At 71.7% G+C, this 26,838-nt stretch carries 21 protein-coding genes and 3 pseudogenes; 7 read left to right on the forward strand and 17 right to left on the reverse strand.

The genetic code is table 11. The features are described 5' to 3' along the window. Positions 1–901: pseudogene (locus tag ACFW1A_RS18480) on the reverse strand (peptidase S8); the annotation flags it as partial. Between the two features lie 134 nt (positions 902–1,035). Further along, positions 1,036–3,012, reverse strand: a complete 1,977-nt coding sequence (locus ACFW1A_RS18485) for a hypothetical protein (RefSeq protein ID WP_380410145.1) — start codon at positions 3,010–3,012, stop codon at positions 1,036–1,038. 394 nt (positions 3,013–3,406) lie between these two features. On the opposite strand from ACFW1A_RS18485, the gene ACFW1A_RS18490 reads away from it, so the two are divergent. Together ACFW1A_RS18490 and ACFW1A_RS18495 are read left to right on the forward strand one after the other, a co-directional pair. After that, a complete protein-coding gene (locus ACFW1A_RS18490; protein ID WP_380410146.1) occupies positions 3,407–6,028 on the forward strand; it encodes an ATP-binding protein in 2,622 nt (873 codons plus the stop codon). 655 nt (positions 6,029–6,683) lie between these two features. Further along, positions 6,684–6,928, forward strand: a pseudogene (locus ACFW1A_RS18495) (IS5/IS1182 family transposase); the annotation flags it as partial. A 42-nt stretch (positions 6,929–6,970) separates the two neighbouring features. Here the strand turns inward: ACFW1A_RS18495 and ACFW1A_RS18500 are convergent. The 6 genes from ACFW1A_RS18500 to ACFW1A_RS18525 form a co-directional block, all read right to left on the reverse strand. Further along, the gene (locus ACFW1A_RS18500; protein WP_380410147.1) at positions 6,971–7,366 is read right to left on the reverse strand and encodes a contact-dependent growth inhibition system immunity protein; all 396 of its coding nucleotides are present in this window, start codon (positions 7,364–7,366) and stop codon (positions 6,971–6,973) included. Between the two features lie 262 nt (positions 7,367–7,628). After that, positions 7,629–8,567, reverse strand: a complete 939-nt coding sequence (locus ACFW1A_RS18505) for a hypothetical protein (protein ID WP_380410148.1) — start codon at positions 8,565–8,567, stop codon at positions 7,629–7,631. A gap of 140 nt (positions 8,568–8,707) precedes the next feature. Then, positions 8,708–9,406 carry a hypothetical protein gene (locus tag ACFW1A_RS18510; protein WP_380410149.1) on the reverse strand — a complete coding sequence of 233 codons (699 nt, stop codon included), beginning with the start codon at positions 9,404–9,406 and terminating at the stop codon, positions 8,708–8,710. A 68-nt stretch (positions 9,407–9,474) separates the two neighbouring features. Continuing rightward, on the reverse strand, positions 9,475–9,642 hold the full coding sequence (locus ACFW1A_RS18515) for a hypothetical protein (RefSeq protein WP_380410150.1): 168 nt from the start codon (positions 9,640–9,642) through the stop codon (positions 9,475–9,477). A gap of 21 nt (positions 9,643–9,663) precedes the next feature. Further along, positions 9,664–10,686 carry a hypothetical protein gene (locus ACFW1A_RS18520; protein ID WP_380410151.1) on the reverse strand — a complete coding sequence of 341 codons (1,023 nt, stop codon included), beginning with the start codon at positions 10,684–10,686 and terminating at the stop codon, positions 9,664–9,666. Beyond that, a complete protein-coding gene (locus ACFW1A_RS18525; RefSeq protein WP_380410152.1) occupies positions 10,676–11,320 on the reverse strand; it encodes a VC0807 family protein in 645 nt (214 codons plus the stop codon). Before ACFW1A_RS18525 ends, ACFW1A_RS18520 begins: the two co-directional genes overlap by 11 nt. Before the next feature lie 128 nt (positions 11,321–11,448). Between ACFW1A_RS18525 and ACFW1A_RS18530 the strand changes: the two genes are divergently transcribed. After that, positions 11,449–12,096: a TetR/AcrR family transcriptional regulator gene (locus ACFW1A_RS18530; RefSeq protein ID WP_380410153.1), complete on the forward strand. Its 648-nt coding sequence runs from the start codon at positions 11,449–11,451 to the stop codon at positions 12,094–12,096. Between the two features lie 102 nt (positions 12,097–12,198). On the opposite strand, the gene ACFW1A_RS18535 is transcribed toward ACFW1A_RS18530, so the two are convergent. The 3 genes and pseudogenes from ACFW1A_RS18535 to ACFW1A_RS18545 form a co-directional block, all read right to left on the reverse strand. After that, complete coding sequence (locus ACFW1A_RS18535; protein WP_380410154.1) at positions 12,199–12,984, reverse strand: DUF4253 domain-containing protein; 786 nt, start codon at positions 12,982–12,984, stop codon at positions 12,199–12,201. Positions 12,985–13,197: 213 nt separating this feature from the next. Next, a complete protein-coding gene (locus ACFW1A_RS18540; protein ID WP_380410155.1) occupies positions 13,198–13,962 on the reverse strand; it encodes an SDR family oxidoreductase in 765 nt (254 codons plus the stop codon). 187 nt (positions 13,963–14,149) lie between these two features. Beyond that, positions 14,150–14,611 (reverse strand): annotated as a pseudogene (locus tag ACFW1A_RS18545) (short-chain dehydrogenase); the annotation flags it as partial. A gap of 216 nt (positions 14,612–14,827) precedes the next feature. On the opposite strand from ACFW1A_RS18545, the gene ACFW1A_RS18550 reads away from it, so the two are divergent. Continuing rightward, the gene (locus tag ACFW1A_RS18550) at positions 14,828–15,097 is read left to right on the forward strand and encodes a hypothetical protein (RefSeq protein WP_380410156.1); all 270 of its coding nucleotides are present in this window, start codon (positions 14,828–14,830) and stop codon (positions 15,095–15,097) included. Positions 15,098–15,207: 110 nt separating this feature from the next. On the opposite strand, the gene ACFW1A_RS18555 is transcribed toward ACFW1A_RS18550, so the two are convergent. Beyond that, positions 15,208–16,206: a Gfo/Idh/MocA family protein gene (locus ACFW1A_RS18555; RefSeq protein WP_380410157.1), complete on the reverse strand. Its 999-nt coding sequence runs from the start codon at positions 16,204–16,206 to the stop codon at positions 15,208–15,210. A 215-nt stretch (positions 16,207–16,421) separates the two neighbouring features. Between ACFW1A_RS18555 and ACFW1A_RS18560 the strand changes: the two genes are divergently transcribed. Continuing rightward, on the forward strand, positions 16,422–17,012 hold the full coding sequence (locus tag ACFW1A_RS18560; RefSeq protein WP_380410158.1) for a hypothetical protein: 591 nt from the start codon (positions 16,422–16,424) through the stop codon (positions 17,010–17,012). Between the two features lie 11 nt (positions 17,013–17,023). On the opposite strand, the gene ACFW1A_RS18565 is transcribed toward ACFW1A_RS18560, so the two are convergent. The 5 genes from ACFW1A_RS18565 to ACFW1A_RS18585 form a co-directional block, all read right to left on the reverse strand. Beyond that, positions 17,024–18,199, reverse strand: a complete 1,176-nt coding sequence (locus tag ACFW1A_RS18565) for a Gfo/Idh/MocA family protein (RefSeq protein WP_380410159.1) — start codon at positions 18,197–18,199, stop codon at positions 17,024–17,026. A gap of 26 nt (positions 18,200–18,225) precedes the next feature. Then, positions 18,226–19,107, reverse strand: coding sequence for a carbohydrate ABC transporter permease (locus ACFW1A_RS18570; protein WP_380410160.1), 882 nt, complete (start codon positions 19,105–19,107; stop codon positions 18,226–18,228). Continuing rightward, positions 19,100–20,065 (reverse strand): carbohydrate ABC transporter permease, encoded by a 966-nt coding sequence (locus ACFW1A_RS18575; protein ID WP_380410161.1) that lies wholly within the window; start codon positions 20,063–20,065, stop codon positions 19,100–19,102. Before ACFW1A_RS18575 ends, ACFW1A_RS18570 begins: the two co-directional genes overlap by 8 nt. A 2-nt stretch (positions 20,066–20,067) precedes the next feature. Then, positions 20,068–21,327, reverse strand: a complete 1,260-nt coding sequence (locus ACFW1A_RS18580) for an ABC transporter substrate-binding protein (RefSeq protein WP_380410162.1) — start codon at positions 21,325–21,327, stop codon at positions 20,068–20,070. A 186-nt stretch (positions 21,328–21,513) separates the two neighbouring features. Then, positions 21,514–22,653, reverse strand: a complete 1,140-nt coding sequence (locus ACFW1A_RS18585; RefSeq protein WP_380410163.1) for an ROK family protein — start codon at positions 22,651–22,653, stop codon at positions 21,514–21,516. A gap of 311 nt (positions 22,654–22,964) precedes the next feature. Here ACFW1A_RS18585 and ACFW1A_RS18590 point away from each other — a divergent pair, with 311 nt between their 5' ends. After that, positions 22,965–23,444 (forward strand): hypothetical protein, encoded by a 480-nt coding sequence (locus ACFW1A_RS18590; protein WP_380410164.1) that lies wholly within the window; start codon positions 22,965–22,967, stop codon positions 23,442–23,444. Between the two features lie 155 nt (positions 23,445–23,599). Beyond that, entirely contained in the window at positions 23,600–26,716 is a 3,117-nt protein-coding gene (locus tag ACFW1A_RS18595; RefSeq protein WP_380410165.1) for a tetratricopeptide repeat protein, read from the forward strand. The last annotated feature ends 122 nt before the right edge of the window (positions 26,717–26,838 follow it).

The raw sequence follows: 26,838 nt of genomic DNA on the forward strand, positions 1-26,838 counted from the left end.
AACCAGGGGCGTCGTCGCGGGGGTCGGCATCGTAGACCGCGGGACCGGTGTTCGGGTCGGCGACCGCCGAGACGTCGGCAACCATGCGTCCGGGGCAGTCGGGGTCGGTCTGCCACGTCGGCTTGTCGACCCAGGCCGAGCACGCACTGCCCGCGCCGGACCACGCAGTCTCGCTCCAGCCGCGCGCGCTGGTGTCCTTGGTCAGCGAGGTGCCGCCGACAGCGATCACCGAGCTGTACGCGGCCGGGACGCTGGCGATGCCACTGCCGTAACCGCTGTCGCCGGAGGAGGCGAAGATCGCCACTCCGGGGTGGGCATAGTCACCGGCGAAGGCCTGGATGCCGTTGCCCTCGGTGGCGCCGTAGCTGTTGGACACCTCGGTCGCCCCGAGCTTCACCGCGGTGTCGACGGCGGCGGCCAGGTTCCGCGAATAGGCGTCGTCGGACTCCACCAGCAGGATGTGGCACTGCGGACAGGCCGCGGACACCATGTCCACGTCCAGGGCGATTTCGATGCCCCAGCCCCGATCCGCCGGCAGCGGCGCAGCAGCGCCGGCCTGGTTCACCTTCTTGAAGCAGCCGTTGGAGGTGGTGCAGGCGGGCAGGCCGTAGGTCGAGCGGTAGACGGCGAGGTCTGCCTCGGCGGTCGCGTCGTCGCCGGCGTCGACGATCGCCACGGTCTGGTTCGAGCCCCCGCTGCTCGGCAGCTTGTAGGCGGCCTGCAGGTCGGCCGGGCCGAAGCCGTCCGGCAGCGCCGTCGCGGGGCCGGTGGCGGTGGCAGCCGCCTTGCCGCGCATGCCCGGGCCCTCGTGCACGTCCGTGCGGACCTTGGCCAGACAGCGGTCGTACCCGGCCTTCGCCGCACCGCACACGTCGCGGACGGTGGACGAGGTGGTGGGCACGGCTCCGGCCGGATCCGCGTGAGCCGTCGTGGACAGGGCCGCCGTCGAGGCGGTCGCAGTCAGGACCGCCACGCCCACCGCAGCAGCCCCGAGACGGAAACGGGATCTGGTGATCAGCCTCATGATTGCTCCCGTCAGCCGATGGTGTAGGCGTTGGTGATGGTCTGGGTGATGGAGCCGCCGATCGAGTCGGTCGCGGTGACCCGCAGCGACGGCATGCTGCCCTTGGCCCCGGTGTCGGGCCAGATGGCCAGGTAGTGGTTCCGGGCGGTGGGGACGGTGGCAGCCGACGTCCAGGTGGCGCCGCCGTCGAAGGACACTTCGACCTTCGCCGAGGTGGCCGGAGCCTGCGAACCCTGCCCGTCGTAGCTTTCGTGACCAACCGTCAGGTTCAGCACGGACACGGCGTGGCTGGTGTTGGTCCCGTCCGTGTTCAGGTGGTAGTTCAGGTCCAACAGGGGGAGGATCCGACACGAACCGGTACCACTGCCCGCCTCATCGCAGAAGTCACCCGGCGGCAGCGTCAGCTGCGGGTCGCCGGCCGGATGGTAGACGAACGTCAGGTCCGTGTGGGTCTTCGTGGCCTGCACCACTGAGCTGACCCCGCTCGCATCGACGTCGAACGCCGCCCGGTAGGTGTCGTCCTGCTGCGGGATGTTGCTCAACCACGCGCCGATTCCGGGTCCCTGGAAGATCTGCTGGCCGTTCCGGTAGACCGTGAAGTTCTCGACGGTCGGGTTGGGGTACCCGAAGGGGACTTCGTAGTAGCCGGAGGTCTGAGGCTCGCTGTCGGTGAAGTCGCCGTTGAAGGCGATGCCCATGGTCGTGCCGGACACGCAGGTGTAGCAGTTGTTGGGGCCGCTGAACTGGCCGACTTGCGGGGCCAGCGGTCCGTGCCCCCAGGTACGCCACACCTGCTGCCCGGGAGCGAAGCTCGGCTCGTCGCCCGGCTGCAGGCCCGCGAACGCCTCGTCCGGTGCCTTGCCCAGCTCAGCGAAGTAGCTCTGGAGCCACGCGAAACCGGTGGGCAGCGATGCGGTGACGTAGTCGACGAGACTCTCGGGCACCGTCACCGGATAGTAGGCGACCAGGCCGCCGACCTGCGGGCCGCGCATGCCTATCTCGTACAGGCCCGTGCGGGCGGTGTTGGAGGCGTCGGTGTCGAAGGTGTAGTGGAGCGAGGCCAACCCGCTCGCCGCCACCGGGTACGTCTCGTTCGCGGGGACATTGGCGGTCTGCGGGAAGAGGAGGTCGTAGCGGTACGGCGAGTGGGTACCGGCCGGGCTCTCCCCGTCCCACGCGACCTGGGAGCCGAGCTTCCCGATCGTCGGCGCGTCCTGGGGGGAGACGAAGACGTTCCCTGACGCGACGGCCTGGATCGGGATCGCGTTGCCGACGGCGTCGGTGCGGATCACGCTCAGCGTCACGTTGTCCGACTTCGCCGGCTGTGGCGTGGCCGCCGAGACCTGGGCGGTGGCGGTGCGCTCGTCGGCGGTGACCATCGAGACACCACTGGCGTCGGGAACCACCAGGTTGTCCTGCAGCACCAGGCGGATCCCGATGGCCTGCCCAGTCGCGTCGTATTCGGCGAACCCGGTGTAGATCGCATAGTTCCCCACCGGCAGGGCCAGTCGGGCCACCCCGCCGATGTCCGGGATCACCGCGGCGAACTTCCTGGCAGAGTCGACATTCATCACGAAGCTCAGGGCGTTCTGCGCCGGCGCCGAGGCCAGGTCGTTCGCATTGATCTGGACGATGTGCAGCGGGTACCTCGCCGACGTCCGGGGCGCCTGTGTCGTGGGCGGTTCCACAGCACGGGACAACTGCGGCAGGTCGTACTGCGCGGCATCGAGCGATGCGACGTTCGACAGCGCGGAGGCCGGGATGACGTAGTCATGTCCGTTGCCCGGATCGAACTTCAGGAACGGCACGGTCCTGCCGTCGCGCCCGACCACGCTGTACGTCTGGCTGTCGCTCGCCCCCTGGTACACGACACGGTCACCGCTCGGCAGGGTGACACTCGACGACGCGACCGCGCCTGGGCGCGGTGCTGCGGGCGGCGGCGAGGCGCTCGTCGACGGCGCCGCGTAGACCGGCGAGCTGCCGGCCACGGGAGCCAGCACGACTCCGGCCGCGAAGGCCAGCGCGAGGAAGGCCCTACCGCGGCCACGCCTGCGGAGTCCTCGGATCGACGTTGATGGCAGTGCTCTCACCAGCAAGACCTCCTGAAAACGTGTGAACCGCACAGGGAATGTCGGAGCGTTCCGTCGGCTGCCGCGCGCAGCGGGACATGTCGACGTGTCAGGGCCCAGCTGCCCGTCGGCATTCTTGGTGCCGTTCGGTTCCTGTTCGTCAGCTGATCACCTGTGGCTCGCCCGTTGTCAGGCTACGAACACGCCCTTGCCGCCGACCATGATGAGCCGGATGATGCTTTCCGGCGGAATCCCAGGCAGTTTCGGCTGTTCGGCTGATCGCCTCGGGCGCGCTACGAGCGGAGGGACGACGATGACGCCGGAGTTCTTGGGCGATGACCTCCGCGCCCTCCGCAGGGGCAAGGGCCTGTCCATCGAGGAGCTGGCGAGGCGCGCGGGGGTGAGCGTGCGCGCGATCAGCGAGATCGAGCGAGGCCGGACCCGGCGACCGCATCCGAGTACGACGCGTCGCATCTCCGGGGCACTCGGTGTCGAGCAGCTGCCACAGGATCAGGCCACCGCAGCCGTCGGCGCGGCATCCGGCCCCCGCGACGACAGTGCCGACTCCGCGGGCACGTACGCCGGTGACGCGCGGTTTCAGTTGCCGGCTGCGACACGGTTGTTCGCGGGCCGTTCGCGCGAGGTGGCAGAGCTGATGGCGGCGGCCACCGCGTCGGATTCCGCCGGCTGGCTGGTGATCGCCGCGGTCGACGGGATGGCCGGGATCGGCAAGAGCGCTTTGGCGATCCACACCGCGCACCAACTGAAGGACCGCTACGGCGACGGCCAGCTGTTCGTGGATCTGCACGCCCACTCCGCCGGCCGGGAGCCGATGTCCGCGGCCGACGCCCTGGAGGCGCTGCTACGGTCATTGGGTGTGCCGGCACAGGCGATCCCGCCTGGTGTCGAGGCGCGGGCCGCCTTGTATCGGTCCCGAACGGCCGGCACCCGTACGCTGATCCTGCTCGACAACGCCGTCGACACCGCCCAGATTCGACCGCTGCTGCCGGGTGAGGCCGGGTGCCTGGTCCTGATCACGTCCCGGACCCGGCTGACCGGGTTGGACGATGCGCACACGATGACCCTGGACGTGCTCGACATCGATCAGGCCGCGATGTTGCTGCGTCAGGTCGCCGGGCCGCACCGGATCGGCGCCGACCAGACGGACGCCGTCGCCGAGCTGGTGGAGCTGTGCGGACGGCTCCCGCTGGCGCTGCGGATCGCCGGAGCGCGACTGCGCCACCGCCCGGCCCTGCACGTCCCGGACCTCGTCACCCAGCTGCGCGACGCGACCGACCGCCTCGTCCAACTGCGCGACACCGATCGGGACGTGACCGCGGTCTTCGCCACCTCCTACGCCCGGCTGCCCAACGCAGAGCAGCGCCTGTTCCGCCTCCTGGGCCTCCTTCCCGGAGACGACATCGACGCGTACGCTGCCGCGAATCTGGCCGACCTGGGCGACGTACGCACTGCCGAGCATCTGCTGGAATCTCTGCTCGACCACAGCCTGCTGCTGCAACACCAGGCCGGCCGCTACCGCCTGCACGATCTTGTGCGCGCCTATGCCCGCACCCTGGCACAGCGGCAGGCACCTGGTGAACAAGACCCCGCCGCGGCCCGACTGCTGGACTACTACCAGCACACCGCCCGGTGCGCGCAGGCTCTCGTGACCTCGACTCCACGGCTCAGGGTCGAGGGACCCGCGCCAAAGGTCGCTCCCACGCTGACCGACCGAACCTCCGCCTGGGCGTGGCTGCGCACCGAACGCTCCAACCTGCTGGCCGCGTTCAGCCACGCCGCCACCCGCGACCGGCTCCGGGCCGTGCGGCTCGCGGGCGCGATGGCCGCCCTGCTGGCGGTCGACGGCCCCTGGGACGAAGCGATCACTGTGCACACCGCAGCCGCCGGCCTGGCGGAACAACTGCGGCTACCCGCGGTCCTGGGCAGCGCGCTCACCGACCTGGCCTACCTGCGGGCACTGACCGGAGACTTCATCGGCGCGGCCACCGACTTGGAAGCCGCACTGCGCCACTGTGACATGGTCGACGCGCACCTCGGATACGCCAACGCATTGACCCTGCTGGCACAGATCAGCGCGTTCACCGGCGATCGCACCACGGCAGAACGGCACCTTGACCACGCGATCGAGCGGTACGGGCAACTGGACGAGCACCTCGGGTTGGCCAACGCCTACACCCAACGAGGAACCGTGTACCGGCTCAACGGAGACTACCCATCGGCCGAGCACGACCTTCATGCCGCCCTCGCCGGGTACGAGAGCCTCGGCGACCCGGAAGGGCAAGCCACCGCCCTGTCCAACCTCGGCGTGATCCACGAAACCACCGGCGACTACCCGACCGCCACCCGCTATCAACAACAAGCCCTGCACCTGCATCGCCAAGCCGGCAACCGAATCGGCCAAGCCAGAGCATTCCTGGGGCTGGGCCAGGCCTACGCACACGCCGGTGCCCACCACGCCGCAATCGACGCCGAGCAGCAAGCCCTCTGTCTCTTCCGCGATGTCGCCGATCCCAACGGCGAAGCCAATGCGCTGGGCAACCTCGGGTACTTCAAGCGTCTCGCCGGCGCCCCCGAAGACGGGCTCCCGGATCTCCAGGACGCCCTCGAGATCTTCCGCCGTATCGGCGCCCGGGGAAACGAGGTCTGGGCACTGGACCTCTACGCCGGGACCGTCGCCGCAACCGGCGACCACCTACGCGCCCTGCAACTCTACGACGACGTCCTGCGCCTGGCCCGTCAGACCAACATGCCCGGCGTCGAAGCCGCCGCCCACGCCGGCATCGGACAGTGCCACCGGCACCTCGGAGGGGTGGAGGACAGCGTCGTGCACCTGAGGCACGCGCTCGACATGTTCCTACGACTCGGGTTGAAGACTGAGGCCGGCCGCGTCCACGTGCTCCTCGGCGAGACTTGACCGCTGCGCGAAGCCCGGCCCCGCCGAAGCCGTGGACTTGATCGACCACCCGGGGTCAGCACAAGGTCATTACCAGACACGGGAGTTGCATCAAGCTACGGCCACCGTGAACCTGATCCGCGGCATGAGGACGCCCTTCAAGGAGTGCGAACACCCCATGTCGCGGTGGTCCAAGTGCCCGCACGAGTACAAGATCCGCTACCGCAACGCCGGCGTCCGCCAGGTCGAGGAGTCCGGCTTCCGCACCCAGGACAGGGCTTAGGCCCGGCTCGCCGAGTTGTACCAGGCGAAGAAGAACACGCCGCAGAGCCAGCGGAAGGCAGAGCGGATCCAGAAGTACGGATCCATGCAGTTCGGCGCCTACGTCACCGAGTGGAAGGCCAGCCAGCGCCACCTGACGCCCGGGTCGGTCCGGCACCTCGACTCACTGGTGGACAACCACCTGCTGCCGGCCTTCCGGAGCCGGCGTATGGCCACCTTCGACCACAAGATCGTCGACGCGTTCATCCGTACCATGGAACGCACCGGCGTCGGCCTGGGCACCCGGGCCAACGCCTACGACAAGCTCAAGTCCATCCTGCTCGACGCCCACCGCCTCGGCTTGTACGAGGACAGTCCGCTCGACTGGACCGCTCATGTCCTCGGCCGCGACCTGGAGATCGTTCGGAAGGACCCTGACCAGCGCGGGTTCCAGGTCCAGCCCAAGCGGTGGGCGGCAGAGCGCACCTTCTCGGGGCTCTCACCGCCCACCGGCGCCTCGCCCCGGACTACGAGACCAGCCCGGCCCACTCGGAGGCGATGATTCGATGGGCCGTGATCGGCGTCATGGTCCGCCGACTCACCCGAGGACATGCTGCGACGCGCCGCGGCCCACGACCTCTCGTCCGGCAATCCTCATAGACAGCCGGCCTGGCCCCTCCCAGACGACAGCAGCTGACGGATCTACAAGGTCAGGAACCCCTCCACGTCGCGTTTCAGCGCGAACGGCACGTCAGCCAACTCCGAGACGATCAACCGAACTTCCCGCCGGAGCTCGGGAGAGCCGCTCCAGACCTCCGCATGCCTGGTGAGCAAGGCGGCCAGCAGATCCCCCTCGTACATGTCGCCTGCCGCCAGCGGGTCAACCCGGAGGACCCCCACCGCCAAGGGCAGGACATAGGCAATGCCCACGTTCTGCCTGATCAGCAGCCGCATGTCCTCGACCGTCAGGCAGCCGATCGGCTTGCGCCGAAGCTCGCGCACGGTCGCCATCAGCCGGGTTTCACCACCCGACGGGGCCACCCAGCGGTCGCCCTCAAGTTCCTCGAGGGAGCGGTCACGGTTCGCGAGTCGAGTCACCGACCGATCGTCCCATGTCAGATCTCAAAGCGGTCTGACGGTCCGTCACAGTTGTAATCATCACAAACCAGTCCGGCTGCTCGGTCGGGAGTCGACGGTCCGTCCATCGGCGACGACGGTCGGCCTGCACGGACGCAGCAACAGGACACATCGCCAGGGTGGTTGGTGACAACTACTGCGTGGAGGTGACAACTGGCAGGCCGGTTCATGACCTCCCGGGACGCGGCCTTGGCGAAGGGTGAAGCGACCTTGTTACGGCGGGTCAGGTGGCCCATTCGTACCGGAGCACGACGGTTCGGCGAACCCCTGCGGCGATCATCGCCTCGGAACGGTGCTGGCCGTTCGTGTAGCCGCCCGCCGAGGACGGCTGAACCGCGGTGGCGACGTTGAACAACGACTCCAGTGCCTCCCGAATCCACTGCCCCGTACCGGCCTTGAGGGCGTACGTGTCGGCGAAGCCGACCATGTCCTCGGCCGGGATGTCCTGCCGCAGCGCCTGGGTGAGAATCTCGATCGCCAGCCGGCTGGCCTCGTGCCAGTCCCCGCCGTGGTACCAGCAGCAGTCACGGGCGCCGCGCACCGGCACGGCCTGCCGCAGCCACCGGCGCCACCACGGCGTGCCATCCGGCATGCACTCCCGAACGCGGAACGGATGCGGCTTCGACAGCCGCCACACCGACATCACCTCGAACCGCGCCTCCGGTTCGGGCTCCGGCTCCGGCGGCACGTAGCCGCTCCCGCGGTCCGTTTCGACCGGACCGCCGAGCAGCCCGTCGAGCTCCGCCGCAGTGATCGTCCACCACTGCGGCCCGCTGAGCTCGAACGGGCGGGCCTTGCCGAAGGTGACGATCTCGATCAGCTCGCCGATTTCGAGGCCTTCGCCGTACAGCTGCCGCTGTACCCACAGCGGCGGCAACTCCTCCCCCGGGCAGTACGCCTCCCACACCGCGGCGACGCACGCCTCGACGGCGTTGGTGAGGCTGGCCCCTTCCTCCGGCGTCTGCGTCGCCACTACCACGGGGCGTTGTCCAGCAGCCGTGAACACCTGCACCCGGAAGGTTGCCGACCAACCCGCGCCCGGAGGCAGGCGGAACATGTGCTCGTCCACGACACGCTGTCGGGGTGCGGCGAACTGCTGCAGCGGGGTCGGCCCGGGCACCGCCTGTGTGGAACCCGTCTCGACCGGGGTCTCGTCAGCCATCCCTCGATCATGTCGTGCCACACAGACAGCCGACAGGTGTCGGGCGCAGTTGACCAGGACCGGCTCCACGCGCGAGGTGTCCACGCAGGCCGCGCTAGCCAGAGGCGCCGTCACCAGCCCCGAGACCAGCGGCCGCCTGATCAATCGCTGACGTTGAGCGTCGCGTGCTCCTCGACTCCGAGGTCGGCCAGCACGGCCCGGAGTCGATCCAGCGCCGTGTCCGGGTCCAGGCTCGCCCCGATCTCCAGGTCGAGATGGCACCGTCCCATCCCGCCACCGGCACCCGTGATCTCGCCCTCGGACCCGAAGGCGGCCTCCAACGCCTCCTCGACCTCATCACGGTCGATCGGCAGGCCGGCGAACACGATCTCAACGAACACGACTGTCCTCCGCTCCAACCCGGCGAACCATACCGGTCGGAGCACCAGCCTGAGCGCTCTACAGTTCGTTGCGCGCGGACCGGCTGAGATCCGCGGCCCGCTGGACGTCGCAGTCGAGTGGGTAGCTGCTGTTCTGCGGCTCGTGTACACGGCGCGTCGCGTCCCGGGTCGCGAACAGCGCCGCGCCATGCGTTCGGCGTTCGCGTCGCCGGTGATGCTGTCGGCGTCGCCGGTGTCGTCGGCGCCAGCCGCGAGGAATTCCACGGTTGCGCGGTGGATGCTGTGCAGCACGGGCCCGAGGCGCTGGGTGCGTCTCAGTTCCTCGAACGCTTCGAGGCCGAGGCCCGCGCTGACGCGCAGGACGGCGAAGCGGGTCAGCGGCACGGGCGCCAGGAGGCCGGCCGGCCAGGCGTCGAGGCAGCAGGACGGATCGCGGTGCAGGCCGGCCAGCCAGCGCATGCCGACCGTGTTCGGCGGACCCGGCAAGGACGGCTCGACTCCTGGCTGAGCCCCCGGGCGACGTGCGGTCAGCGTCGACCGGATGTCGAGGTTCGGCGGCGGGTGACTGCCCAGGCGACCGCTGCCCCGAGCAGTACGACGACGCCGGCCACCGAGGTGATCGTTCCGTAGCCGGTGAGGTTGAACGGTCCCACGATGACGAGGGCGGCGCCGATGGTCGCCAGACGCTTGCTCATGGTGCTCCGATCTCAGGGGTTCTATCGCTGCGGCGCCGTGTCGTACGCGGCGGCGAGGGCGTGGAAGGCGGCTTTGGGTTCCCAAGCCGTGTCGGGGTGGGCGTCCCCCGGCGTGCCGGTGACCTTGACGAGACCGTAGGAGGCCATGTCCAGGTCGTGGCGGGGGTCGGGGTGGTGGGGGAAGTGGTAGCCCGCGAAGGTGAACCAGAAGGCGCTGTCGATGCCCTCCTGCTCGAAGAGGTGCAGCAACTCGCCCAGGTATGTGGCCTGTTCCTGCTCGTCGCGCAGGTAGTCGCCGTCCAGGCGCGGCGGTTGGTGCGCGCGGTCGACGATCATCCACCCGCGTCCGCCGCGGTCGGCGGCGCCGCGGTAGGTGCAGCAGCCGAACTCGGTGATGGCAACGGGTTTGCCGTGCTGGTGCAGGGCGCGGATCCGGTCGCGGAAGGTGTGGGCGTTGTGGGCCGCGTGGTAGGCGTCGACGGCCACGTAGTCGAACGGGGTCCAGTCGACGTTCTCGAAGGGGACGGAGGCGTAGGTGATCCTGCCGCCGAACGACGTCCGGACGGTGTCGGCGGCTTCGGCGAGGAAGGCGTTGAGCCGCGCGGGCACGGTTGCCAGCAGTTCGCGCAGTTCCGGTCCGGGCGGCGCCGCGAACAGGGCCGTGCGGGCGAACACGTCGTCACCGGGCAGGAAGCCGTGGGCGAAGATGCTCAGCTCGCCGCCGGTGACCAGGACGATGTCGGCGCCCTGGCGGCGGAGGTCCTCGGCGCGGTCGGCGCAGTCGGCGAGGTAGGGCAGCATCTGCCCGGCGGTCATCTCGCTCGGGAAGGGCGAGAACCAGACCTCCAGCCCGATGTCGGCAGCGTACTCGGCGGCTGTGGTCAGCCGTTCGGGGTCCTGACCGGTGATCCGCACCGCGGTGCAGTGCAGGTCGTTGGCGATGACCTGCATGTCGCGGCGGACGGCGGCCGGGGCGAACGCCTCGCGAGTGGACCGTCCGGCCGGGCGGGCGCCGGTGTCGTAGGTGAGGCCCCTACCGCGCACGGACCACCTCCGCGCCTGCCGCGCTGCTCGCGACGGTGCGCAGCCGCCGGCGCCGGTACCACAGGGACCAGCCGCCCAGGAGGACGACCGTGGCCAGTTGCACGAGGGTCGACGTGCCGGCCGCCGTGTCGACCGGCAGCAGGTAGACGAGGGAGATGCGCACGGCGGCCTCGACGACCAGGCCGACGCCCCAGACGAGGCTCATCAGGGTGAAGACCCGGCGGAACGAGGGCGTGGTCCGCCACAGTTCGTCCCAGCGGGCGAGCAGTTCGCCCCGACCGGAGTTGAGGCGCCGGACGAGGCTGTACAGGACGGGCCGCCCCAGCAGGCAGGAGCCGAGCAGCAGGAGTCCGAGCGAGCCCGATACGAGGGGTTCCCGGGCCAGCAGTATCCGCGGGTCTCCGGTGAGCACCGATACGGCGAGCACCAGCGCGAAGGTCACCGCCACGACCGCCCCGAGCCCGTCGAGTCGACGTCGCGCGACCGCGATGAAGCCGACCCGCGCCAGGGCGACGGCCCCACCGGCGACCAGCGCCGGCCGGACCTCGACTCCGGCCCATCTGCTGACGTAGTAGACCGCAGCCGGCAATCCGATGTCCCACAGCAGCCCCATCAGGGGCGCACGCCTGTCCATGGACGAACCTCTCTGGTCGGCGACCTCCGCCTCCTCCATCATTAGATACCGACAGTTGCTTATTTGAAAAGCTTCGCTGGCCGGCCGTCTCACTGTGGGATACTGGCGGTGTTCAAACGGGAGGGCTCATGGCGGTGGAAGGCGACACCGGAGTCGGCGGCGACACCGCCGCCGCGACCGGGCAGGACGAAACCAGGGCGACCCGCCGACGCGGCGCCGCCCTCGAACAGGCCATCCTGGACGCGGCGGTCGAGGAGCTGGCCGAGGTCGGGTACCAGAACCTGACCATGGACGGCGTGGCCACGCGCGCCGGCACCAGCAAGAACGTCATCTACCGGCGCTGGCCCAGCCGTGCGGCACTGTGCGTCGCCGCCTACCTGAAGATGCTTCCGGCCGCCCCCGAGGACACCCCCGACACCGGCGACCTCCGCACGGACTCACTCGCCCTGCTCACCCGCGTCAACGACCGGATGTCATCCGGGATCGGGAAGATCCTGCGCGCACTGCTGGCCGACTTCGAGGACGACCCCGAGCGGGTACGCGCGATTCGCGATCAGCTCGGCCGCGCGAGCGTCGGGCCCTGGCTGACCGTCCTGGCACGCGCTGCCACCCGCGGCGAAGTCGGTCCCGCCGCGCTGACCCCCCGGGTGGCCACCGTGGCGGTCGACCTGCTCCGCAACGAGTACGCGCTCAACGGGCTGACCACCGTCCCGGACAGCACCCTGGTCGAGATCGTGGACCAGGTGTACCTCCCCCTGGTGCGCGGACTCGGCTGACCCGACTGCCCGATCCCGCCGCCGAGGTCCCGCGCCTCCCGCACCCCTGCCGGGCCGCTGCACGGTCACCCGCACCCGCCGGATCTCCGTGCGGACCACGGGTCAGTCCCACCAGAACCACCAGTGGGTCCGGTCCACGAGGCTGCCGGCGTACTCGGGGAAGGGGGTCGGCGGATCGTCGACGACATTGTCGGCGGTCGACAGCACGTGCTCCAGCGCCAGCAGTTCCGCCTGGCCGAGGCCTCGCGGAGGCCGGGCCACCGCGAGATGAAGCTCGCTTCCGAACATCGCCACCACCTGGGTCCCGAAGCGCTCCTCCCAGCTGCGCAGCAGTGCGCACAGCAACTCGATCGGCGCATCCGCCTGCCAGCCGAGGACGGCCGGGATGTCCGCGCCACGCCGGGCCGGGACGAGCGCCAGGCGGCACGCCGCCAGCCCGTACCAGCGCGTGCCGACCAGCTGAGCGATCGTGCGTGCCGACACCTGGGTCGAGGTGTCGCTGTCGGCGATGACCGGTGACGGCGGCGCCAGACCGGGCCAACTGGCGAAGGGCGGGCCCGGATCGTGTGCCCACGGCTCGACATCCTCCGGTACCTGCATCGGTGTCGGATCCGACCAGAAGGGCAACCGCTGCCGACGGTACTCGGCGAACTCTGCCGCCAGCCGCTGCTCCAGGGTGATCGCGTCCACGCCGGCCAGATCGTGCTGCTGCCCCTGGCTGTCGGGCCGGCACAGAAGCGGGAACAGGCCGGTGACGGGCGACCGGTCCAGCAGCTGGGACCACAACTCTTCAATGTCTGGCGGCAGTTCGTCGGACAGCCATACGTCGACCGTCCCCCGGGACTCGAAGCGTCCGGGCGGCAGACCATCGGGCAGGGGAAAGGCCATGGCCGGACAGTAGAGCGGAGCGCTGACACCCCGACCGACCCGGCGATCCAACGGGACTGCCGCGACGGCGAGTCAGCCGGTGACCGGTCCTCGCCCCGGCGACGGTCTTCGAGGCCCGCGAACACCCCGCGCCTCCGTGGTCCAAGTGCCCGCACCCACTACAGGGCCTGCTACCGGAACACCACCGCCGGGCGCAGTCGAGGGCCTGGCAACTCAGCGGTCCGGGACGGTGTACGCGGTGCGGATGCCGCCGTGGACGGGGAGTTCGGAGGCGGTCAGGTAGCCCGAGTCCGGGCCGGCCAAGTAGGCGGCCGCGGCCGCGATCTCGTCGACGGTGGCGAAGCGGCCCATCGGGATGTGGGCGAGGCGCCGCCGGGTCTCCTCCTCCCCCATCCGATCGAACATCGCCCGGCTCTCCGGGGCCTCGACCGGGCCCAGGGCCAGCGTGTTCACGCGGATGCCACGCCGTGCCAGGTGCGTGCCCAGGTCGCGCCCGAGCTGGGTCACCGCGGCCTTGGCCGCGGAGAAGGCCATCTGGGCGGTCGCGGCGCCCATGCCCGCGAGGAAGGAGCCGGTCAGCACGATCGAGCCGCCGGGGTTCATTACCGGCACCCCGTAGCGGCAGCTGAGCACCGCGGGGGTGAGCACGGCCCGGAAGACCCGCTCCCAGACCTCGTGACCCGTCTCCAACAGGCCGTGGTCCTCGCGGTCCATGGGGCCGGCGTTGACGTGGAGCACGTCGATCCCGCCGAACTCCGCGTGGAGGCGCTCGAACGCCAGTCGCGTCTCGGCCTCGATCCGCAGGTCTGCCACGACGACCGGGAAGTGGACGTCCAGCGGCTGCCGGTCGATTCCGACCACCTGCCCGCCCTCGGCAGCGAACCGTGCCGCAACGGCGCCTCCGATGGCTCCGCCCGCGCCCGCGATGACGCAGATCCGCCCGCTCAGCCGCCCCTGGTCCTCACCGTTCCGGCCCACGACCGCTCCTCTCGTCGTTCCCGCTCGATCCCGCCGGTCTCCGTCCCGGCCGCCCCTGCCAGCGACGGGCTCCGCCGGTACGTCCACCGGGGCGTGCCCCCACTCTGCACCGTTGTGGCCGACGGCATGGCGACCGGCTCGCACGTTCGTCGCGTCGGCCTGGTGAATCGGCGTCAGGCAGCAGCCCTCACGCCGACGGTGCGGTGAAGGCCGGGTCGTTGCCGGTCAACTCGCAACTGGCCGCCCAGAGGCGTGCCGCAGTCGTGGTGTCGGTCAGGTGGTCCCAGAGGGGTTCGACTCGGGGTGCGCCGCGCAGCCCGAACACCCTCGGACTCAGCATCTGGCCGCCGCGCACGCTCGGGTCGAGGACGGCCCGGACGGCGGGCCAGGCGGCGGCGTCCTTGCCTTGGACGACGAGGCCGAGCGGGAGACGGCTCAGCCGCTCGCCGGTGGTCCGGACGTGGACCGGCGGACGCGAGGGGGTGAGGGAGTCGAGGGCGCCACCGGGGTGGACGAGCACGCTCAGCGTCGTGCTGCCGGCGGCGCGGAGGCGGCGGTCGAGTTCGACGGCGAAGAGCATCTGGGCCAGCTTGGAGCGCGCATAGGCGCGCTTGGGCCGGTAGTCGCGGGTGCTCTGGAGATCGTCGAGCACGCCCGCACCGTCTCGGCCGGCCACGCCCGGGTCCCATGATCGCCGGGGCCACTCACATCCCACTGACAGCTCACCGTCCCCGCTGCCGGCCGGGCCGCCCGACGCGTACGGCTTCGGCCCTGATCGCGTCCGCGTGCAGGGTCGGCCTCCTGCCCGCCGCCGCGAGCGCCGCCATCCGCGGTGACCAGGCGGCACGACGGTCGTTGGACCCGCGTGAACCGTCCTCTCCTCATCTGCGTCCTGACCACTCTCGTCCTGCTGACCGCTCCGCCCACCGGGGCGAGCGCGGCCGCCTCCCTGCCTCCCGGCACCGGTGGTGGTCAGCGGACCGCCCTGGCCTCACTGCGCACCGGCACTGCACGCGCCGACGACGGCGACATCATCATCCTCGGCGACGGCCAGGGCGGAGGCTTCCCGAACATCGTCTCCGACGGCGGAGGAGAGGACGACGGGGAGACCGTCATCCTTGGCGCCGGCCGTTGACGGTCCGACTGTCAAGGTGGCGCTGCCCGACGACACGAGCAGCGGACCACCCGCGTCGAACCGCGCCCGCGCCCGCCGCACCGGCGGCGACAGCCGCCGGGTGGCGCCGGTCACTCCCCCGGGTAGTGGACGCCGATCCGGCTGCGGACGGTGTCGAGGGTGCGCATGACGGCGAGGGTGGTGTCCAGGGGGACGAGCGGGGACTCGGTCTCGCCCGCGCGCAGGCAGCGGATCACCTCGGCCGCCTCCAGACCGTAGCCGTGGCCGGCCCGGGCGGGGGCGAGGTAGGGCTCGGGGTCGCGGGCGGCGCGGTGCAGGGTGAAGCCGGCGGGGCGGAAGAAGTCCCGGTCGATCTCGATCCGGCCCTCCGTGCCCTGGATCGAGGCGCGCTGGCCGCAGTGGGCGTCCAGTGAGCAGCCGAGCAGGGCGGTGGCACCACCGGGGTGGCCGAGGGCGACGGCGGTGTTGGCGTCCACCCCGCGATCGGTCAGGCGCGCCCAGGCGTGCACCGAGTCCGGCGCGCCGAGCAGCAGGTGGGCGAAGGCCACCGGGTAGACGCCGACGTCGAGCAGGGCTCCGCCGCCCACCGCCGGGTCCCACAGCCGGTGGTTGGTGTCGGCCGGGCCGACGAAGCCGAACTCGGCCTGGACGGTGCGGACTTCACCGATCGCACCGTCCGCGACCAGCTCGGTGATCCGGCGCACCGCCGGGTCGAGGAAGGTCCACATCGCCTCCATCAGGAAGACCCCCCGCGTGCGGGCGAGGGTGACCAGCTCGGCGGCCTGCCCGGCGTTCAGGGTGAACGGCTTCTCGCAGAGCACCGCCTTGCCCGCGGTCAGCATCAGTGCCGTCGAGGAGTGGTGGTCGGTGTGCGGGGTCGCCACGTACACCACGTCGACCTCGGGGTCGGCGGCGAGCTGCTCGCGGCTGCCGTAGGCGCGGGGTATGCCGTGCCGGGCGGCGAAGGTGCGGGCGGACGCCTCCGAGCGGGACGCGACCGCGACCACCTGCGCGCCGGGTACGGCGGCCAGGTCCTCGGTGAAGGCGGACGCGATCGCACCGGTGGCGAGGATGCCCCAACGGACGGGACGGTCGGTGATCGGCTGCACGGGCGGTCCTCGGGTGGGTGCGGGAGCGGCGGGCCAGCCGAAAACGTACCGCCGGCGCGCGCCGTGCGGGTAACCGTGGTTGAGGCGTGAGACGACGGCGCCGAACGAGGTGCGCGGCCTTCGCGCCGAGCCCGGCCGGGGCCGCAGGCGCTACCCTGTGGCCCCGGCCAGGCGACGTGACCTGGGGTCGTCCTGGGCAGCGAGAGGATTCGTCCGTGTTCGACGAGCAGTTGGCGCAGTTCTCCCGGGAGCGGCTGGGCGGCCGTCCGGTGCCTACGGACGTGCGGATCCTCGCGACGGCGCAGTGGGACGGATCCGGCCACCCCTTCGAGCGGTTCGGCATCACTGTGCTGGAGCCCGGCACCGCCCACCCGCTGACGGACACCGGTTACCTCGGCGAGGAGGAGCGCGCCGATCCCGACATGATGGCCGTCTGTGCCGCGTCCGAGCAGATGGCCCAGTACCTGATGGCCGTGGCCCAGGCCGAGGACGGCGAGTTCTACGGGTACTGGTGGCACCCGCAGCAGGCCTCGGCCCAGGAGCCGCCGCCGGTCGTCAAGGTCGACACCGAGTTCAGCTACGAGGTGCTGCCCGGGCGCACCTTCGCCGAGGCCTGCTTGGCCGACCTCGCCTTCGACGATGCCGAGCTCTTCGCACAGGTGGCCGCGGAGCTCGCGGAGCTGCACATCGCCGTTCCCGTCGGGTCCCGCGAGGAGTTGGAGGTCCGGTCCGCGGTGCCCGACCCGGGAGGCCTCCACACGCAGCTCTACTACGCCGAGCGGGAGCGGCTGGGGCTGCCGGCGTAGCCCCGAGGCTCCTACCGCCGGACCTGCCCGTTCGCGAAGTACGCCACGAGCGCGGGGTCCAGCGGCGGCACGTCGTACGGCTGACCGCCGTTGCGCAGCGAGAGGGTGGCCATGTAGCCGGCGGCCACGCTCATCCGGGCGGCCACCGGCGACGTGTCGGTGGCCCCGCCCTCGCGCACGAAGCGGGCGAACTCACGGATGATCAGGGCGTCGCTGCCGCCGTGGGTGCCCTCCGCGTCCGGGACCTGGTAGGCGATGTCCGCGTCCGGCCGGTAGCGGGACGGGCCGGTGTTCCAGACCTTGACCGTGGCGCCGGCCTCGTCGCCGAAGTTCTCCAGCCGGCCCTCGGTGCCGATCACCGTGTAGTTGCGCACGTAGTCGGGGCTGAAGTGGCACTGCTGGTAGGCGGCGATCACTCCGTTGTCCAGGCGCATGTTCATCACCGAGACGTCCTCGACGTCGATCCGGTGGTTGAGCTCGCCCCTGGCGGTGGGCGGCCACTGGTACTCCTTCAGCCAGCCCTCCGGGCGCGGGGTCCCGGGCGCGCGGCGCGGCAGGTCGCCGTAGAGCATCAGCGAACCGAAGGCGTTGACCCGCTCGGTGTAGCCGCCGGCCAGCCAGTGCACGACGTCGAGGTCGTGCGCCGCCTTCTGCAGCAGCAGACCGGTGGTGCGCTCCCGCTCGGCGTGCCAGTCCTTGAAGTAGTAGTCGCCGCCGTAGGAGACGAAGTGGCGCACCCAGACGGTCTTCGGTTCGCCGATGTCGCCGCGTGCGATCGCCGCCCGCATGGTGCGCACCACGCCCATGTGGCGCATGTTGTGGCCGACGTAGAGCCGGGTGCCGGTCTCGTACGCGGTGCGCAGGATGGCGTCGCAGCCCTCGACCGTGATGTGCATCGGCTTCTCGAGGAAGACCGGCTTGCCGGCCCGCAGGCAGTCCACGGCGATCCGCTCGTGGGTGTCGTCCGGCGTGACGACCAGTACGGCGTCGATGTCCTTGCGGGCCAGCAGCCGGTGGTAGTCGTCGGTGCCGTCGTCCACGCCCAGCCGCGCCGTGCCGCGCGCCAGCGCGGCCGGGTCGGTGTCGCAGACGGCGGCCACCACGGTGCCGTGGCCGGGCCGGTGGGCGGCGAGCGGCAGCGAGAGCCGCAGGCCCAGGCCGATCACGCCGAGGCGCAGGTCTTCCACGAGGATCCTTCCAGTATGAGCGGGTGTCACTTGGAGCCGGTGAAGGCGATGCCCTCGGTGATCCGGCGCTGGGCGACCAGGAACATCACGATCATCGGCAGACTGGCCAGCAGCGAGCCGGCCATCAGCACGGGGTAGTCGGTGACGTGCTCGCCCTGCAGGGCGGCCAGGCCCACCGAGAGCGGCATGCGCGCGGCGTCGTCGGTCACCACCAGTGGCCAGAGCAGGTCGTTCCAGGACCAGAGCACGGTCAGCACGCCGAGGGAGATCAGCCCGGGCTTGGCCAGCGGCAGCATCACCGACCAGAAGACCCGCACGGGTCCGGCGCCGTCCAGCCGGGCGGCCTCCTCCACGTCCCGGGGGAGCGACAGGAAGAACTGACGGAGCATGAAGGTGCCGAAGGCACTGAACAGACCGGGCAGCACGATTCCGCCGAGGGTGTTGAGCAGACCCAGGTGCATCACCATCTGGTACTGCGGCAGCAGGTAGAGCTGGCTGGGGACCATCAGCACCGAGAGCACGACCAGGAAGAGCGCGTTGCGGCCCGGGAAGCGCAGCCGGGCGAAGGCGTAGCCGGCCATCGAGCAGAAGAGCAGTTGGGCGAGCACCCGGACGACGGTGATCACCACCGTGTTGCCGAACTGCGCCAGGAACGGGGTGCTGCGGAAGACCGCCGAGTAGTTCTCCCAGTGCCACCCCGGCCGGAAGGTGGGCGGCACGCTGGTCGCCTCGCCGAAGGTCTGCAGCGAGGTGAGCAGTTGCCAGAAGAACGGGGCCACCATCGCGGCCGCGCCGATCGCCAGCACCACGTGCACGGGCCAGAGCTGCTGCCCGCGCGCCCCGCTCCGTCCCGGCGCCCGCCTCCGGCCCGGCGCCCGCTGCTGCCCACGGGTGTCGGTCTCACTCATAGTGCACCCACTTCTTCTGCAGCCGGAACTGAACGGCCGTCAGCGCGAGCAGCACCACCATCAGTACCACTGCGATCGCCGAGGCCATGCCCTGCTGGTTGTCGAGGAAGGCGTCCTCGTAGAAGAGGTACGCGATGGTCTTGCTGCCGGCCAGCGCCGGATTGGCCTTGCCGAGCATCATCAGCACGGTGTCGAACATCTGCAGGCCGCCGATCACCGACAGCACCGAGACGAAGAAGATGCTCGGGCTGAGCAGTGGCAGCGTGATGGAGAAGAACTGCCGGATCCGCCCGGCGCCGTCGAGTGCGGCCGCTTCGTAGTAGTGCTGCGGGATGCCCTTGAGGCCGGCCGAGAAGATGATCATGTTGTAGCCGAGGCTGGCCCAGATCCCCACCACCGCCATCGCGTAGCCGGTGAAGCGCGCGTCCGAGACCCAGTGCGGACCGTGCACGCCGACCACCGAGAGCAGGTAGTTGATCAGGCCGTAGTCGCCGTTGTAGAGCCAGCGCCAGACCATGGCCACCGCGGCCGGCATCGAGACCACGGGGATGAAGTAGAGCGTGCGGTAGAGCCCGACGTGGCGCTCGCGGACCTGGTTGAGCAGCGCCGCCAGCACGATCGAGCAGGGGATGGCGAGCATCGTCAGCAGCGCGTAGCGCACCGTGTTCCACGCTGCTCGGGGCAGCTGCGGGTCGGCGAGGAAGGCCCGGTAGTTCGCGGCGCCGACCCACTGCTGGCCGCCGAAGGCGCCCCACGTGGTGAAGCTGTAGTAGACGGACTGGGCGATCGGCCAGAGGTAGAAGACCCCGAGCCCGGCGATCAGCGGCAGGATCATCAGGTAGCCCCAGAGCCACTCTGCGGGGTGACCGTTCTCGCCCCCGCGCGGACCGCGGTTCCGGGCGCGGGCCCCCGCGGCCGGACCGGCGGCGGGGGTCGTCGTGTCGGTGAGCAGCGCCACTGCTACTCCTTGGCCAGGGCGGCGTTCATGGTCGCCGCCGCCTGCTTGGCGCCGGTGGCCAGGTCCTGCTTGCCGGCCCAGACCTGGTCCAGGATCGCCTGGGTGTCCTTGCTCCAGGCCGAGGTGTTCCCGGAGACCGGGTACGGCACGGCTTTCTGCAACTCGTCGATGAAAATCTTCAGGTTGAACTGGGGCACCGCCTTGACCCAGGTGTCCGAGAGGCCCTGGTAGGCCGGGATCACCGTGCCGGTCTCGGCCTGGATCTCGTTGGCCTGCCGCCCGCCGAGGAACTTGACGAACTCCCAGGCCGCCGCCGAGTGCTTGGACTTGGCGTAGATCACGTTGCCCAGGCCGTTGATCACCGTGGCCTGCCCGGCCGGCCCGGCGGGCAGCGGCGCCACGTCGGCCTGCAGTCCGGGCGCGTTCTTGTAGGTGAGGGTGTCCCAGTCGCCGTCGGCGAACATCGCCACCTTGCCGGAGGCGAACAGCTGGGACGGGTCGGTGTCGGTCATCTGCTGGGCGCTGGGCGAGGTGTGGTACTTGGTCACGAAGTCCAGGGCGTACTGCAGACCGGCGATGCTCTTCGGGTCGTCGAGGCCGCTCTTCTTCCGGTCCGGCGAGATCACGCTGCCGCCGGCCTGGTAGACGGCGTTGTAGAGGTTCTCCTGGGTCCACGACGGGGAGGCGATCCCCCACACGCCCTTGCCCCGGTCGGTCAGCTTCTGGGACGCGTCGATGACGTTCTGCCAGGTCCAGCCCGCGTCGGGGTACTTCACGCCGGCCGCGTCGAAGAGCTTCTTGTTGTACCAGAGGCCGATGGTGTCGAAGTCCTTCGGCATGCCGTACTGCTTGCCGCCCATCGTGTAGATGGCGTTCAGCGCCTGGGAGAACGTGCTGTTGTCGAAGCCCGGCTTGTCGTTGAGCGACTGCAGCTGGCCCTGGCCCGCGTAGAGGCCGATCCGGGTGCTGCTCATCCAGAACACGTCGGGTGCGGTGCCCGAGGCGGCGGCGGTCTGCAGCTTGGTCCAGTAGTCGGCGTTCGGGGTCAGCTGGATGCTGACCTTGATGTTCGGGTGGCTGCTCTGGAACGCGTCCACGATCTTCTGCATCGCCGGCTGCTGGTTGGCGTCCCAGATCCCGTAGCTGATCGTCACGGGGCCCGAACCACCTCCGTCCGCCGCCGAGGTCGCGCCCGAGGAGCAGGCGGTCGCGCCGGTGGCGAGGGCTGCGGCGCAGAGCAGCGCCGACACCTTTCTGTGCATCTTCGGTCCAATCGCCGTGGGGAAGCTTGGGTGGCAGGACCATAGCGCGCATTTACGCTTGGAACTAGCGTTAATTAAGCAGCTGCATGCATCGGAGACGCAAAAGAGGTCACGGCGAGACCGCACCGTGACCTGACATGGGCTCAATTACGACGACGACTGGCGTATGTTGCCGCAGCGAAGCGGCTAGGGGGCGAGGAGCACCTTCTCGGCGTGGTTCAGCGTGTGCCGCACGGCGCCGAGACAGACCGCGTCCGGGCCCAGCTCCGAGACCAGCACCTGCGGCGGGTAGAGGCTCACCCCGCCCAGGTACTGCCGGATCGGCTCCACCAGCAGGTCGCCCGCCCGGGCCAGGCTGCCGCCGATCACGACCAGCTCCGGATCCAGCGGGGTGACCAGGGTGACCAGCCCCTCGGCCAACCCGTTGGCGAAGGCCGCCACTGCCGCCAGCGCCTCGGCGTCCCCGGCCCGGGCCCGTTCCAACGCGAACAGCGCCGCCTGCGCGGGCGCCCGGAGCTCACCCGGGTCCGCCGACATCGCGTAGTCCATCACGTGGTGGAAGGCACGCCACCGGCTGTTCGGGTGCCCGCCCAGCTCCCCCGCGGCAGCGTGCGAACCCCGGTACGGCACCCCGCCGAAGAGCAGCCCCAGGCCGATCCGACTGCCCGTGTGCAGGTAGAGCACGTCCTGGCGACCGCGCGCGGCGCCGCGCCAGTGCTCGGCCAGTACCGCGAGGCGCATGTCGTTCTCGACCAGCACCGGCACGGGGAGCCGCGCGGCCAGCTCGGCCTCCAGCGGCACACCGGTCCACCCGGCCAGCGCCACGCTCTTGACCACCCGGCCCTCGCCGTCGATCACTCCGGTGGTGCCGACGCCGACCGCCGCCAGCTCGCCGGTGGTCAGGCCCGCCTCCTCGGCAGCCCGCTGCACCAGTCCCACGACCGCCGCCAGCCGTTCCTCGGCGGCCGCTTCGCGCGGCAGACTCTCGCTCACCCGGGCCACGATGGTCCCGTTCAGGTCCGCCACCATCCCCACCAGCCCGGAGCCGCCGATGCTCACGCCCGCCACGTGACCGGCCGCCGCCCGGAACCCGAACCGCCGGGCCGGTCGCCCCCGCTGGCCCTCCGGCCCCCGGGCGTCCACCTCCACCGCCCACCCGTCGCGGACCAGCGCCTCCAGGATCCCCTCCGCCGTGGCCCGGGAGATCTGCGCCGTACGCCCCAACTCCGCCACCGTCGAGGGCTGCCCGGCCTCCCGCAGGGCGCGCAGCATCGCGACTTCGTTGAGCCTGCGCAGAAAGCTCCCGTCGCCGCTCGCTCGTCGCACCGATCCTCCTCTTTACGCTGACGATCGAGCTTATCCGAGCCGACCACCGGGGCCGCGTCCGGACGACCGTCGGCTGCCCCGGCAAGGCCCGGGCAGCTCGGCGGCAGTGCCGCCCCGCTGTCGCCGCCAAGGTCGTCCCCGTCCCTGTATCCGCCCCGGCCTCCGTCCGCGGCTGCAACGGCGTCCGGGTCGTCGGACCGGCTCGGGCCGTTCCCGCACCCGGCGGGACCGGCGGCGGTAGGGTCGGAAGCCGGATCTCTGTCGCGGGGGGCGTGGCGGGGCGGTACGAGCTGATGAACCGGGGGGTCGGAGTGACGATCGTGGTCGAGGCCGCGGTGGCGTGTGTGTTCGCCTGGGGTGTGCGCAAGGCGCGGCGGGTCGGCGGACGGGCGGACGCGGAGGTCGATGCTGCGCTGGACGCGACGATGGACCGCGTCCACGACCTGGTCGTCACCCGGCTCGGCACCGGCGGTGAGGTCGGCCGGCTGGAGCTGGAGGCCGCGGCGGGGCAGCCGGAACCGAGCGCGTTGACCGCGGGCAACGTGACCGCCGCCCTGGGCGAGGCCGTGGCGCAGGACCCCGGGTTCGCCGACCGCCTGCGGGAGGCGGTCCGCCTTCTGGAGGAGGCGAAGCGGGCCGCCGCACCGCAGGCCCTCGGCGCCTACCGGATCACGGTGGGCGGCGACGTCACCAACGAGGCCCGGGACGGATCGCTGGCCGCCACGATCGTGCACGTCGAGGGAGGCCTGACGCTGGGAAACCCTCAGGTGCCCGGGCCGGCCGACCGCTGACCGGTCCGGGCACCGCTTCACCCGGCTCGGCTGTCCTTCCGTCGCGGCCCACGGAGTTGCCGCCGGGGCCGCGGACACCGGCGGAGGACGGACCGCCGACGGCGAGCCACCCGACGCCCCGTCACCCGGCCCCGGGCGGCGCGGGCCTGCCCGCGGTGGCCGGCACCGTCACCATCGCCACCGGCGGCAGCGTCGCGGCCGGGAGCATCGGCCACCTCCACCAGTACGCCGCCCCGCGCTCCCCCGCCGGGTGGCCGCACCAGGTCGGGGTGATCCCCTCGCGGGCGCACTGCTTCCAGGACCGTGCCGAAGCCGCCCGCCTGCGCGAGGCCCTCACCGGTGGCGGGACCGCCGTGGTCGAGCCGGACGGTGCGCGGTCGGCGGGCGGCGTGCTCGCCGGGCTCGGCGGCGTCGGCAAGACCCAGTTGGCCGCCGACTACGCCCGTGCCGCCTGGCGCGGCGGCGAACTGGACGTGCTGGTGTGGATCACCGCCACCAGCAGGGCGGCGGTGATGTCCGGGTACGCGCAGGCCGCGGTCGAACTCCTCGCCGCCGACCCGGGCGACCCCGAGCAGGCGGCCGGCGCCTTTCTCGCCTGGCTCGAACCCAAGCCGCAGCAGCGCGCGTGCCGGTGGCTGGTGGTGCTGGACGACGTCGCCGACCCGGCCGACCTGGCCGGCTGGTGGCCGCCGGCCGGCCCGCACGGCCGGACCCTCGCCACCACCCGCCGCAAGGACGCCGCGCTGTCCGGCAACGGACGCCGGCTGATCGAGGTCGGTCTGTTCACCCCCGCCGAGGCCCTCGGGTACCTCACCGCCGTGCTCGCGGGCCACGGGCGGACGGAGTCGGCCGAGCAGGCCGCCGCGCTCGCCGCCGACCTCGGCCACCTGCCACTGGCCCTGTCCCAGGCCGCCGCCTACCTGGTCGACACCGGTCTCGACTGCACCGCCTACCGGGCGCTGCTCGCCGACCGGGCGCACGCACTGGCCGACGCCGCACCCGACGCGCTGCCCGACGGCCAGACCCACACCGTGGCGGCGGCCTGGGCACTGTCGATCGACCGCGCCGACACCCTGCGCCCCGCGGGACTGGCCCGCCCGATGCTCCAGCTCGCCGCCTTCCTGGACCCCAACGGCATTCCCGAGGCCGTCCTCACCGGCGCGCCGGCCCTCGCCCACCTCACCGAGCAGCGCGGCACGGACCGTTCGGGCGTCCCGGACCTTCCCGGCGGCGCACCCACGGCGGACGGCGCCGGCCCCACCCCCGCAGGGATCGACGCCGCCCAGGCGGTGCTCGCGCTGCGGGCGCTGCACCGGCTCAGCCTGATCGACCACACCCCGGCCACCCCGCAGCGGGCGGTGCGCGTCCACCAACTCCTGCAGCACGCCGTCCGCGACGCCCTCGCCCCCGACCGGTGCGACGAACTCGCCCGCACCGCCGCCGACGCGCTGGCGGCCGCCTGGCCCGAGATCGAGCGCGACACCGCCCTGACCCGGGCCCTGCGCGACAACACCACCGCCCTGACCGACCGCGCCGAGGAGGCCCTGCACCACCCCTTCCCGCACCTGGTGCTGTTCCGGACCGGCGACAGCCTGGGCGGGAGCGGCCAGGCCGCCGCGGCCCGCGACCACTTCGACCGCCTCGCCGCCACCGCGGCACGCCGCCTGGGCCCGGACCACCCCGCGGTCCTCACCGCCCGCCACTTCCTCGCCTACTGGCGGGGCGACGCCGGCGATCCGGCCGGGGCCGTCAGCGCCTACGCCGACCTCCTCGGCCAGTTCCAGCGGGTCGCGGGCTCCGCCCACCCCGGCACGCTGACCACCCGGCACAACCTCGCCTTCCGCCGGGGCCTGGCGGGGGACGCGGCCGGTGCGGTCGCCGCGTTCACCGAACTGCTGGCCGACCACCGCCGAACGCTCGGCCCCGACCACCCCGACGTCCTGACCGCCCGCCACAACCTCGCCCGCTGGCGGGGCGAGGCGGGCGATCCGGCCGGGGCCGTGCGTGCCTACGCCGAACTCCTCGCCGACCTCGAACGGGTGCTGGGACCCGACCACCCGCAAGTCCTGACCGCCCGCCACAACCTGGCCTCCTGCCGGGGCCTGGCGGGCGACGTGGCCGGGGCGGTGGCGGAGTTCGCCGAACTCCTCGACGACCGGATCCGGCTCCTCGGACCCGACCACCCCGACACCCTGGCCACCCGCAACAACCTCGCCCACGCCCGCGGCACGGCCGGGGACCCGGCCGGAGCGGCGACCGCGTTCGCCGAGCTGCTGGCCGACTGCCTGCGGGTCCTGGGCCCCGACCACCCGGACACCTTCAAGGCCCGCAACAACCTCGCCCGCGGTCGCGGCGAGCTGGGGGACGCGGCGGGTGCGGCGGCCGCGTTCGCCGAGCTCCTCCGGGACCAGGTCCGGGTGCTGGGCACCGACCATCCGGACACCTTCGTCACCCGGGGCAACCTCGCCGACTGCCGGGGCGCGTCCGGAGACGTGGCGGGCGCCACCGCGGCCTACGCCGCCCTGCTCGACGACTGCGTGCGGGTGCTCGGCCCCGACCACCCCGTCACCCTGGTCACCCGCCACGACCTCGGCGTCTCGCTGGGCGAGGCGGGTGACCCGGTCGGGGCGGCCACCGCGCTCGCGTCCGTGCTCGACGACTGCCTGCGGGTGCTGGGGCCCGATCACCCCCGCACCCTGATCGCCCGCGGCAACGCCGCCCGCTGGCACGGCGAGGCCGGGGACCCGTCCGCGGCCGCGGCCGCGTTCGCCGAGCTCCGCGACGACTGCCTGCGGATCCTCGGCCCCGACCACCCCGACACCCTCACCGCGCGCGCGGGCCTCGCCCGCTGGTGCGGCCAGGCGGGCGACGCGGCCGGTGCGGTCACTGCCCACGCCGACCTGCTCGTCGACTACCTGCGGCTGCTGGGCCCCGAGCACCCCGACACCCTGTCCCTCCGCAGCAACCTCGCCTTCCTGCTGGGCATGGCGGGCGAACCGGCCGCGGCCGCGGGGGCGTTCGCCGAGCTGCTCGACGACCGGATGCACATCCTCGGACCCAGCCATCCCGACACCCTGGCCACCCGCCACAACCTCGCCCACTGGCAGGGCGCGGCCGGGGATCCGGCCGGGGCCGCCACCGCACTCGTCGAACTCCTCGACGACTACGGCCGGTTCTTCGGTCCCGACCACCCCGACGCCCTCGGGGTCCGGCACACCCTCGCGCACTGGTACCGGCAGGCGCGGTCGGCGGGCGGCTGGGAGATCGTCTGAGCCTGTCCCCGGTGGGGCGCGGGCCGGGGCCGGGCCCGGCCCCCCCACCCGCCCGGAGCCCCCCAGCACACCCTTGTCAAGAAAAAAAAAACCAGCCCCAGACACTAAAAATCAACTGCCAA

It is taken from the genome of Kitasatospora sp. NPDC058965, from assembly GCF_042741245.1.
Classification (GTDB): domain Bacteria; phylum Actinomycetota; class Actinomycetes; order Streptomycetales; family Streptomycetaceae; genus Kitasatospora.

Coding starts and splice junctions, on each gene's coding strand:
- ACFW1A_RS18490 (WP_380410146.1), top strand. CDS start 3,407: ATGACGCCGGAGTTCTTGGGCGATGACCTCCGCGCCCTCCGCAGGGGC.
- ACFW1A_RS18505 (WP_380410148.1), bottom strand. CDS start 8,567: ATGGCTGACGAGACCCCGGTCGAGACGGGTTCCACACAGGCGGTGCCC.
- ACFW1A_RS18510 (WP_380410149.1), bottom strand. CDS start 9,406: ATGCGCTGGCTGGCCGGCCTGCACCGCGATCCGTCCTGCTGCCTCGAC.
- ACFW1A_RS18515 (WP_380410150.1), bottom strand. CDS start 9,642: ATGAGCAAGCGTCTGGCGACCATCGGCGCCGCCCTCGTCATCGTGGGA.
- ACFW1A_RS18525 (WP_380410152.1), bottom strand. CDS start 11,320: ATGGACAGGCGTGCGCCCCTGATGGGGCTGCTGTGGGACATCGGATTG.
- ACFW1A_RS18530 (WP_380410153.1), top strand. CDS start 11,449: ATGGCGGTGGAAGGCGACACCGGAGTCGGCGGCGACACCGCCGCCGCG.
- ACFW1A_RS18535 (WP_380410154.1), bottom strand. CDS start 12,984: ATGGCCTTTCCCCTGCCCGATGGTCTGCCGCCCGGACGCTTCGAGTCC.
- ACFW1A_RS18570 (WP_380410160.1), bottom strand. CDS start 19,107: ATGAGTGAGACCGACACCCGTGGGCAGCAGCGGGCGCCGGGCCGGAGG.
- ACFW1A_RS18580 (WP_380410162.1), bottom strand. CDS start 21,327: ATGCACAGAAAGGTGTCGGCGCTGCTCTGCGCCGCAGCCCTCGCCACC.